A 9648-nucleotide genomic window follows, 5' to 3' on the forward strand; every position below is an offset into this window, starting at 1 on the left:
GGGTTCCTCACCGTTTCGAATTCATCAGAGTGCGGATGGCGTCGCCGCCGAGGTTCGCGATGAGGCTGAGCAGAAGCACAGCGATTCCCGGCGTCAACGGAACCCACCACTGACTGAGCAGCTGCTGGAGGCTCCGGGCGGTGTCGGCCCCCAGCTCGGGAGCAGGAGCCGACTGGCCGAGCCCCAGGAACGAGAGCCCTGCCAACAGCAGCACCACGTTGCCGATGTCGAGGCTCGCGGTGACGATGGCAGTGGGTACCACCCCCGGGAGGATGTGCCGGAGCACGATCCTCGGGCGGGAGATCCCAGCCAGTCGGGCTGCTTCGACATGGGGCCGCGCCGCGATCGATCGTACTTCACCGCGGATGATGCGGGCGTAGAACGGCCACCACACCACGGCGATCCCGATCAGGGTGTTCTGCAGGCTGTAACCCAGGGCGGCGACGATTGCGATCGCCACCAGCGTTCCGGGCAGCGCGAGGAAGAGGTCGGTGAATCGCATCAGGAGGTTGTCGAGCCATCCTCCGAACACCCCTGCGAGAGTTCCGATGACCCCACCGATGACGAGCCCGGTCGCCACGATGAGCAGGGAGGCGAACCAGCTGACCTGGATTCCCCAGAGGGTCCGGCTCAGCAGGTCGCGACCGATCGCATCCGTTCCGAGCAGGTGATCGGGGGACCCTGGTGGCAGGTTCAGCCCGCCGACGGACTGAATGGGGTCGTACGGTGCAATGACCCGCGCGAGCAGCGCGACAACAGTGACCAGTCCGAGAAGAAGAACGATTGCGAAGCTCAGGCGGTTGCCGGCGTGGAGGCGGAGCGCAGAGGTCGGCAGTCCCAGCCGGCGAGCGGCAATGTTCGTCGAGGCGGTCATGCCAGAACCCCGATGTCGGGTACCGACGCGAGCAGCGACTGGGTGTACGGGTGTGATGGATGCTCGATCACCTCATTCACCGGGCCGGCTTCGACGATTTCGCCCTGGGTCATCACGACGATCCGGTCGCCCATCAACCGGGCCACGGAGAGGTCGTGCGTGACGAAGAGGACGGTCATGGTCAATTCCTGCCGCATCTCACGGATGAGATTCAGAACGCTTGCGGCCAGCGACGCGTCCAGCGCACTGGTCGGTTCGTCGCAGAGCAGAACGGCCGGAGGGATCATCGTCGCTCGCGCAAGCGCGACGCGCTGGCGCTGCCCTCCCGAGAGGTCAGCCGGTCTCACTCCGGCCACCGACAGGGGCAGGCCGATCGATACGAGTGCCTTGTCGATGCGCTTGCGGTTCTCAGCGTCGCCCAGGCGGAGGGGAAGCAACCGCTCTCTCAAGAGTTCACCGATGGAGAGCCACGGGGTCAGCGAGGAGCCAGCATCCTGGAACACCATCTGAGCACCTCCCTCCGCGAGGGCGACGCTCCCTGATGTGGCGGGCGTCAGTCCGGCGATGACCCGCAGCAGGGTCGACTTTCCCGATCCGCTCTCACCGACGATCGAGACGGCTTCTCCGGCTTGCACGGTGAGATCGACACCGCGGAGCGCATGCACCTCGCGGCGCTTGCGACCGCCTGACTTCAAGACGAATCGGGTGTGCAGGCCCTCGACGCGAACGGCGGGTGCGGCGGCTTCGTTCCGCGTCCGCGGGGTGACAACGCTGTCGCCTTGACTGTGGTGGGCTAGGTTCTGCACGTCGTTGATGGAACGCCAGCACGCCCGGAGATGGGCGTCAGCGGCAGGGATCCCGCCTTGCTCGAGAGGTGGCTGCTCCACGGCGCATCGATCGATGGCGAGCGGACATCTGGTGTGGTAGGCGCATCCGGTCATCCGTTCGCCCGGCGACCCTGTCTCGGGCCGGAGCGTCAACAACTCGCGGTCCCTCGGAGTCTCGAGCGACAGCCGTGATCGCAGCAGGCCAACGGTGTAGGGGTGGTTCGGGCGGTGCAGAATGTCGGAGACCGACCCCAGTTCTGCGATCCGTCCGGCATAGAGCACGGCGATCCGGTCGGCGATCTGGCCGGCGACGGCGAGATCGTGGGTGATCAACACCACGCTGCAGTCGAATTCGTCCCGCAACTCACGCAGCAGGTCGAGAACCTGGGCCTGGACGGTGACGTCGAGAGCGGTGGTCGGTTCATCGGCGATGATCAGCGATGGCCGCCCGGCGACAGCGATGGCCGCCATGATCCTCTGTCGGAGCCCCCCTGAGAGCTCATGCGGAAAGACCCGGAAGCGCAACTCGGGGTCGGCGATACCCACCGCCGACATCAGACGAATCGCCTCGGCGTGGTCATGGGTGGACTCCGTCACCTGCCGCCCGACCCGCATGGTGGGGTTGAGCGAGGTCATCGGGTCCTGGAAGATGACCCCGAGCTCGTCGCGGCGCACTGTCCGGAGCTCCTCGGCGCTACCATGCACGATATCGACGCCGGCGACACGAATCGCGCCGGTTATCTCTGGAGCCGCCGCTGACGGAAGCAGGCCGAGCAGAGCCAAGGCGAGAACGCTCTTCCCCGAGCCCGACTCGCCGACAAGCCCCACGATCTCACCTCGGCCGATGGTCAGATTCACGCCACGGAGCACATTTGATCGCACACCGTCGCGTTGCAGGCTGATATGCAGGCCCTCGATCGACGCGGCTTCGCCGACACCACCGCGCTGTGGGGCCGTCTGGCTAGCTGATGTCATGGTGCGCCGCCTCTCTCTTCGTCGAGTCGATGTCGTCGATATCGCTGGTTCTGCTCACGGGTGCGGCTGCACGCTTTCGCACCACGTCGTAGATCGCGCGCGGCTGGGTGAACCAGACATCACTGCCGCGCGTCGTCATGTGCTCGAGTGCGCGCGTCAGCTGTCTTAGCCGGAACGGCGCACCCGAGATGAAGGAGTGTACGACGATGCTCATCACGAGAGGTTGCTCGTCGGCCGCCAGAAGCAGTTCATCGAACTCGTCGATGATCATGTCGGCGAAATCTGCTGCGCTGACATGGCGCCCGATCATCGAGGTGCTGTCGTTGAGCTCGAGCGCGTAGGGCATGGCGAGCAGGGGCATACCGCGCGTCTTCAACCAGACCGGCTGGTCGTCCAGCCTCAGATCCATCAGGTAGCGGTAACCGTTCTCCACGAGCAGATCGAGCGAATTCTCCGTATGCGAGAGCCATGGACTCGACCAGCCGAGGGGCGCGGTACCCTCTTCCTCGCAGATGCGTGCAGCGACGGTCTTCAGGTACGCACGTTCCTTCGCTTCGTCGAGACCGCTCAGCGAGTCGGAGTTCGAAATTCCGTGCCCGACGATCTCGGCACCGAGCCGGCGTGCTTCGCTGACGAGCTCGGGTGCCGAATCGTAGACGGCAGTGTTCAGGAGCACCGTGGGAGCAATCCCGAAGCTGTCCAGCCGCTTCAGCAGACGGAAGGCGCCCACCCGGTTGCCGTAGTCGCGCCAGCTGGCATTGACAAGGTCGGGCGCCGGTACTCCGTCGAGCAGGTTCTCGGCGTGCCCCGATCCGAAGTGGTAGTCCTCGATTCCCACGGCGACATAGACGGCGAGTTTCTTTCCACCGGGCCACAGACCATGATGCGCGTCGCCTATGGGGGAGTAGTCGTAACGATCGTGCGACGCCAGGGCGCCCGAGACGGTCACGGCGTGAAGGGGGGAGGTCATCTGTTTCCGATCCATCTGTTCATTCCGAGGTCTTCCGAGGCGGCCTGGCGAACCATCGCTTCATAGGGCGCGCGAAGTCGAGCCGCGCCCTGTTGTGCACGGTGGATTGCGGGTGCTTTCTGGGCGAAGAGCTCGCGGGCCTCGTCGAGGAGGGCGAGCTCGTCGACGAGGGTGACCGCGCCTTCTTCGAAGACCACGCGGCCGTCGACCATGGTGAGCCGCACACTCGACCCGGACTCGCAGTAGACAAGTTGTCCACGCAAGTCGTTGAACGGGGTAAAAGCCGCGCTGTGCAGATCGAGTAGCGTGAGATCTGCCAGAAAGCCTTCGCTCACCGCGCCGAGTCGATCCGACTGAAGGAGCGAGGCCGCGCCGCCCTGCCAGAGGCTCTCAAGAATCTCGCTGGCGGTCGGCCACAGCGAGCTGTCGAGACCGGCCACATTGTGGATGAGGCCGGTCGTCTTCACGACTCCCCAGAGGTTCGCGGAGTCGTCGCAGATCGCCTCATCGATGCCCAACGCGACTGGAATGCCGAGCTCCTTCATTCGTCGGAACGGTGCGACTCCGCTGCCCAGTCGCAGATTACTGATGGGGTTGTGCGCAATCACCGCTCCCGCCTCCGCGATCAGGCGCAGGTCGTGATCATCGACCCAGACGGCGTGAATCACGTTCATCCGATCGCTCAGCAACCCGAGATCGCGCGTGTACTCGACGAGCGAGCGCCCCTGAAAGCGAGGTTGCTCGCTCATCAGGGCCCGCTGGACCTTCGTCTCGAGCATGTGCGCGAACAACGGAACCCGGTACTTGCGACTCCGTTCGTCGAGCGCCTCGAAGTACTCGGTACTCACCCGCTGCGGTGCGGAGATGGAGACGGCCGCGGTGAGGCGACCGGCTTCCCTGCCGTGCCAACGGTCGAAGAAGTAGTCGTAGAGAGCCAGGAGCCCCTCACGATCCATCGGCGCCGGCGCCTCCAACGACGCCAATAGTTCGCCAGCAGCGCCGGTGGCGATGTAGGGCAGTTTCTGCGCCTCCGGGAGTTCGGGCTGATCGAGCGCGACGCTCGCCCTGATTCCGCAGTCGGCGTAGGCCTGCATCACTGCGTCGATGATCTCCGGGGTGGGGAACGGCATCAAGAAGGCATCGTCCTGTACCGTCGTCGTTCCGGTGCGGAGCATTTCGAGCGCTGCCAGCATCGTGCGGAGGTATGCCTCACGCGGAGTGGGGGCAAGCGCGATGTCGGCGGGGGATTCGTAGAGCATGAAGAGTTCTAGGGGCAAACTCTGCAGTGAACCCTTCAGGTGGTTCGCTGGCGAGTGGAAGTGCGCATTGATGAGGCCCGGTAGAACGATGTGGTGCGACCGGCCCTCTACCACCCGGTCGATCACCGCGCCGGCGCGGGAGCGGGCGCCTCGGCCGATCGCAGCGATGCGGTTGCCCTCGACGAGCACATCGATCGGCCCGACCATGCCGGACTCGGCTGCAGGGTCGTAGATGTACACATCGGCGAAGAGCGTGTTCACGACCCCGCCACCCGGCCCGCGCCCGCGCGCACCAGCCGCTGAGCCACAAGCCCCTCTGCCATCGTCACGGCAGCAGCCACACCCTCGACGACGGGAACGCCCAGAAGGGTGCCGAGCGGATCGACCAGATCCGCCAGCCCCGCGCAGCCGAGAACGATGGCGCCCGCGTCATCCTGCTCAACGGCCCGACGACCTTCGGCTGCGAAGTCGTCGAGCAGGTGCAGCGAACCGTTCGCGATCCCGGTCACGGGCTCGTCGATGGCGCGAACGACGCACCGATGGCCGAGCCCCAACGAGCGCACGACACGGTCGGACTGGTCGCGAGTACGTCTAGGCATAGTGATGATGCTGAACCGGCTCGCGAGGAGCGCCGCGGTCATCAGGGCGGCCTCGGTCATGCCCACCACAGGAACGTCAGCCAGCTCGCGGGCGGCAGCCACCCCGGTGTCTCCGAAGCAGGCGACGACGTAGGCGTCGACTCGTTCGGCGCCGGACTCGAGTTGCCGGATCTCTGTCAGAACGCTCAGTGCGCCCCACACTTCGTCGACGTGGCTCTCGATGCTCGGTGTGCCGCTTGTTGGCGTAATGCCGACGAGCGTCGTATCGGGCCGGGCTGCGGCACCGGCCGACGCCAGGACCGTGTCCGTCATGGTGCGGGTCGTGTTCGGGTTTACGACGGCGATTCTCATCGGAGCGCTCCTGCAGCGGAGACGAGACCGTCGATTCCGTAGGCGCTGATCGCCGTTCGGGCGGCTGCTGATCCGCAGCGTGCGGCATCCACTGCGTCTCCCGAGACCAGGTGCACCGCTGCGAAGCCCCCGCAGAAGGCGTCTCCGGCGCCCGTGCTGTCAACGGCGACAGCACGTTCGCTCGACACCTCGGTGAGCGTGCCGTCGTGCAGAACAATCGATCCTCTTTGGGCGCGCTTGATGACCACGGTGCGCGGTCCGAGATCGTGGAAGAGGTGAGCCGCCGCGGCCAGGTCATCGGTCTCGGCCAGCGTCACGGCCTCGATCTCGCTCGGTAGAAAGACGTCGCAGTCGGCGATGATCCCGAACAGGGCTTCACGATTGCCCACAAGGTAGTCCTCTTGAAGATCGAGGTAGAGGGTTGCGTCGGTGTTGGCCCGCAGCCAGGGGGTTAGCGCGAGCTGGGACTGAAGGCTCATCGCCGAGATCAGGATGCCGTCGGCTTGGAGCACCGCATCCGTCACATCGGTTGGATAGACCGAGAGCCTGTCGAATTCGTCCTCGGTGGCGAGCATCGTCCAGCGGCGGGAGCCGTCAGGGAAGTAGTCGATGATGTTCCGAACGGTCGGTATGTCGCGCGACGGCAGGTCGTCGACGACGATGCCAGCTTCGCGGAGGGACTGCAGCACCGACGGAGGCAAGTCGGAACCGACCGGTGCGAGCATCCTGACGTCATCGAGGTAGAGACGCGCGGCGAGTGCGGCATAGGCCGCATCGCCGCCGATAGCCGGGGCGCTTCGATCCTGCCCGTGCACGGCTTCGTCGATTGTCAGGTTTCCGATGCAGACCAAAGACATCACTCCGTCACGCCCGGCCATCGAGATCAGCTTCCGCTGCTTCGAATTTGGCCATTCCGAGGTGGTAGCCGATCATCTGCGCCGGTACGACATAGAGCAGTGGACTGAGAGACTCGCTCACGACCGGCAGTTCGAGTACGCCGTCAGCGTGCTCGTCGAAGGCATGCTCTCCGACGGTTGTGATGGCGAACAGATGCCCGCCATAACGGTGGGCGTCGCGGCCGGTGTCCACCGCGCGTGGGATCGACGGCCCGGTCGGAGCGAAGAGGAAGAGAGGTTCATCCGGTTTCTGCGAGTTGTAGTGGTGGTACTCCTCGACCTGGATCTCCAGTGCGTGATCGGGTGTTGTCTCTTTGACCTTCGCGGCCCCGATGATCGCGGCCGCCCAGTTGGGTCCGGCCGCTGAGAAGAGGTACATGCCGTGACGGGCGTGCTCCGCCGCGATCGAAGCGATCGGGCCGTCGAGTCGGTCGAGCGTCGTGCCGATCAGTTCGGGCAGCTCCTCTAGTTCTTCGCCCAGCGCCTCTGCTCCGTCTGTTCCCCTCAGAACCCCGACAGTTGTGGCCAGGCGCAGGAGAAGGGCGAGAGCGGCAGTGGACGACTGGGTCGGCCAACCCACCCGGGTCGCTTCGAGAACGAGGGTGTTCTCGCTCTCGCGATCGATGGTCGAGCCTGCGGTGTTGGTCAGCGCAAGCGTCAGAGCGTCAGCGTGCTGTGCCACCAAGACCGCCTCCACCGTGCGCGTTGTCTCTCCAGAGCTCGACAGCGCGATGACCAGGGAAGAAGAGGTCACGAGGTGACGCTGGTAGTACGCGAATTCGAGGCTCTGCACGGGTTCGCAGAGCACGCCGAGCATGAGTTCGAGCGCGTGGCGTGCGGCGATCATGACAGCCAGGGAGTCACCGGCGCCGACGAGGAAGACCCGGTCGAAATGCGATTCTGCGAGACGGTGGCTGACGGCCGCGAGTTCGGCTTCGTTGCGGTGCCAGGTGTTGCGGATGGCCTGGGGCTGCCCGAACATCTCACCCCTCGTCGCTTCCACGCGGGCCCGGCGCTTGGCGTCGAGTGGATCATCGGTCGGGAGGGCCAGGATGCCAGCGCGCTCTGCGGCGGACACGCGCACGATCACCTCCTTCTGGCGGTCGTCCAGCGGGCTGTCCGCCGAGAGCAGGGGGCTGTCGAGAGGGGTGTTCGTCATTCGAAGTTCTCCGGTAGGGGTTCGGGCGAGCTGGATCTGAGGGAAGGGCGTTGCGGACTAGCCCCGGGTGGCGCCGGCCGCTGCGTCGCGAGCGGTGCGGAATGCGTCCGCAAGGCGTTCGACCGCAGCAGGACTGATGCGGGCGTCGTGATCAGGGCCGTCTTTGATCGCGCTGCCGAGGATCGCACCGTCAGAGCCGCGCACCGCGTCGCCGAGAGTTGTTGCGGTGACTCGCCCTCCGATCAGAACATCGACGTTGTCGTCGAGGAGTGCTTTGACGGCGGCGATGTCGCTGATGGCGTCATTCACGCCGCTGTCACGGGTCACGATGATCTTGTCGGCTCCGCCGAACGAGAGAGCCTCGGCAGCGGCCCAGCGCACGTCGCCTGTCACGGCCCGGCTTGTCGCCTCGTGCGCGTCCGCCCACACCTCGACTCCGCTGCCCAGCAGGCGCTTCATGTGCGCGACCTCAGACGAGCATCCCTCGATCCATCCTGTCGGACCCACCGAGATGCCGGTGAGCACCTTGACCCGAATGAACTGAGCGTCGATGGCGTGTGCGATGGCGACAGCGGACGGTCCGTCGTTGTGGCCGGCGACGACGCCCAGCGAGACGTCAGTGGCTCGGCGTACCGCCGCTCCAATGACGGACATGGCGGCGACGGTCGCCGGCCCGATCAGAGTGGGCTGGGGGTTGTCGCTGGCGTCCTGAATCATCACGTCGGTGAAACCGGCGCCAACTAGGACCTGAGCGTCTTCAGCGGCTGCATCGGCGATCGCTGAGATGGAATGGCCGAGGTAGTTTGGTGCGCCGGGCAGAGGGGGAAGGTGCAGAACACCTACGAGTCGGAACAATGTGATCTCATGCCTTTCAATCTTCATCGATTCTCAAACGGTATACAAACGCGTTTAGATTGTCAAGATATTGTTGTTTGTTCGCGTTTTTTTCTTGCATGGGCAATAAACGGTATACGAAGAGAAATTGTTCGTCGAATGCGATGAAAGCCCGACTCACCATGGTCATCGGCATCGTTACCGCCGATCTTGCCCGCGTGACACGCGTGTTCTTTCAAGATTGCCTGGCGGCGGGCCGAGCCGCCCAAGCTTGTCGAGAGATGCATGGGCGCCGCTGCATGCTCGCGCGGCCGCTTAGCGACTGGGTTCCATCCGGAGGTGCGAGCGAGGGCCGCGAAGAACCCGTCTCTGACTCACACTCCGGCGGTGCCGGTGCGGTGGTCGCCGGCCGGTGGCTGGTTGCAGGTGATCCGGTCGGGAGTGAGAGGGAGGTCGGTCGTGCGGCAGCAGCAGTCGAGAATCAGTTCGGCCAGTCCCCGGCCGGTGGACGCAACGTGCATGACGTCGTGGCCACTAGAGCCCGACGGACTCGAAGAGTACCTGGCATAAGGTCCACTATCAGCAGGCTGAAGACCGTCAAGAAACACGGCATCGACGCACCGACGCGCGTGTCTCATAAACCCTTGTAGCGCCGGGTGGCGGAGTTGCCGAACCGCCATTGAACCCGACATTGGCGAGCCGTAGACAAGCTAAGGGGATCTACTTGAGACGCCTCAGAAACCTTTAGCTTTCTGAGGCATGAGTCCTTCTAGACTTGGGTCTGCCCAGGGTTTGGTTGTCACCTGACCTGTGAGATTTCATTCTCGCTGGAAGGATGTCAGTCATGGCAAAGGCATATCCGAAAGAGTTCCGCGATGATGTCGTGGCGGTGGTCCGGAAGGGC

At 64.8% G+C, this 9648-nt stretch carries 9 protein-coding genes; all 9 read right to left on the reverse strand.

From position 1 onward, the window contains the following. Positions 1-7: 7 nt before the first annotated feature. Positions 8-874, reverse strand: coding sequence for an ABC transporter permease (locus tag B7R21_RS18955; protein WP_116284815.1), 867 nt, complete (start codon positions 872-874; stop codon positions 8-10). Continuing rightward, positions 871-2676: an oligopeptide/dipeptide ABC transporter ATP-binding protein gene (locus B7R21_RS18960; RefSeq protein ID WP_116284816.1), complete on the reverse strand. Its 1806-nt coding sequence runs from the start codon at positions 2674-2676 to the stop codon at positions 871-873. Before B7R21_RS18960 ends, B7R21_RS18955 begins: the two co-directional genes overlap by 4 nt. Continuing rightward, positions 2663-3646 (reverse strand): polysaccharide deacetylase family protein, encoded by a 984-nt coding sequence (locus B7R21_RS18965; protein ID WP_116284817.1) that lies wholly within the window; start codon positions 3644-3646, stop codon positions 2663-2665. Before B7R21_RS18965 ends, B7R21_RS18960 begins: the two co-directional genes overlap by 14 nt. Further along, positions 3643-5166, reverse strand: a complete 1524-nt coding sequence (locus B7R21_RS18970; RefSeq protein WP_216364321.1) for an amidohydrolase family protein — start codon at positions 5164-5166, stop codon at positions 3643-3645. Before B7R21_RS18970 ends, B7R21_RS18965 begins: the two co-directional genes overlap by 4 nt. Beyond that, positions 5163-5855: an aspartate/glutamate racemase family protein gene (locus tag B7R21_RS18975; RefSeq protein ID WP_116284818.1), complete on the reverse strand. Its 693-nt coding sequence runs from the start codon at positions 5853-5855 to the stop codon at positions 5163-5165. The genes B7R21_RS18970 and B7R21_RS18975 overlap by 4 nt, the downstream gene beginning before the upstream one ends. After that, the gene (locus B7R21_RS18980; protein ID WP_116284819.1) at positions 5852-6733 is read right to left on the reverse strand and encodes a carbohydrate kinase family protein; all 882 of its coding nucleotides are present in this window, start codon (positions 6731-6733) and stop codon (positions 5852-5854) included. Before B7R21_RS18980 ends, B7R21_RS18975 begins: the two co-directional genes overlap by 4 nt. Further along, complete coding sequence (locus B7R21_RS18985; protein WP_116284820.1) at positions 6720-7910, reverse strand: SIS domain-containing protein; 1191 nt, start codon at positions 7908-7910, stop codon at positions 6720-6722. The genes B7R21_RS18980 and B7R21_RS18985 overlap by 14 nt, the downstream gene beginning before the upstream one ends. A gap of 57 nt (positions 7911-7967) precedes the next feature. Continuing rightward, positions 7968-8765, reverse strand: coding sequence for a BtpA/SgcQ family protein (locus tag B7R21_RS18990; RefSeq protein ID WP_172592289.1), 798 nt, complete (start codon positions 8763-8765; stop codon positions 7968-7970). A gap of 353 nt (positions 8766-9118) precedes the next feature. Next, complete coding sequence (locus B7R21_RS20335; protein WP_172592290.1) at positions 9119-9265, reverse strand: hypothetical protein; 147 nt, start codon at positions 9263-9265, stop codon at positions 9119-9121. Between the last annotated feature and the right edge of the window lie 383 nt (positions 9266-9648).

Origin of the sequence: Subtercola boreus (assembly GCF_003399625.1) — a bacterium.
In the GTDB taxonomy this organism is placed as follows: domain Bacteria; phylum Actinomycetota; class Actinomycetes; order Actinomycetales; family Microbacteriaceae; genus Subtercola; species Subtercola boreus_C.

Excerpts from the sequence above, each read along its gene's own strand:
- B7R21_RS18955 (WP_116284815.1), bottom strand. The coding sequence starts at position 874 with ATGACCGCCTCGACGAACATTGCCGCTCGCCGGCTGGGACTGCCGACC.
- B7R21_RS18960 (WP_116284816.1), bottom strand. The coding sequence starts at position 2,676 with ATGACATCAGCTAGCCAGACGGCCCCACAGCGCGGTGGTGTCGGCGAA.
- B7R21_RS18965 (WP_116284817.1), bottom strand. The coding sequence starts at position 3,646 with ATGACCTCCCCCCTTCACGCCGTGACCGTCTCGGGCGCCCTGGCGTCG.
- B7R21_RS18975 (WP_116284818.1), bottom strand. The coding sequence starts at position 5,855 with ATGAGAATCGCCGTCGTAAACCCGAACACGACCCGCACCATGACGGAC.
- B7R21_RS18980 (WP_116284819.1), bottom strand. The coding sequence starts at position 6,733 with ATGGCCGGGCGTGACGGAGTGATGTCTTTGGTCTGCATCGGAAACCTG.
- B7R21_RS18985 (WP_116284820.1), bottom strand. The coding sequence starts at position 7,910 with ATGACGAACACCCCTCTCGACAGCCCCCTGCTCTCGGCGGACAGCCCG.
- B7R21_RS20335 (WP_172592290.1), bottom strand. The coding sequence starts at position 9,265 with ATGCACGTTGCGTCCACCGGCCGGGGACTGGCCGAACTGATTCTCGAC.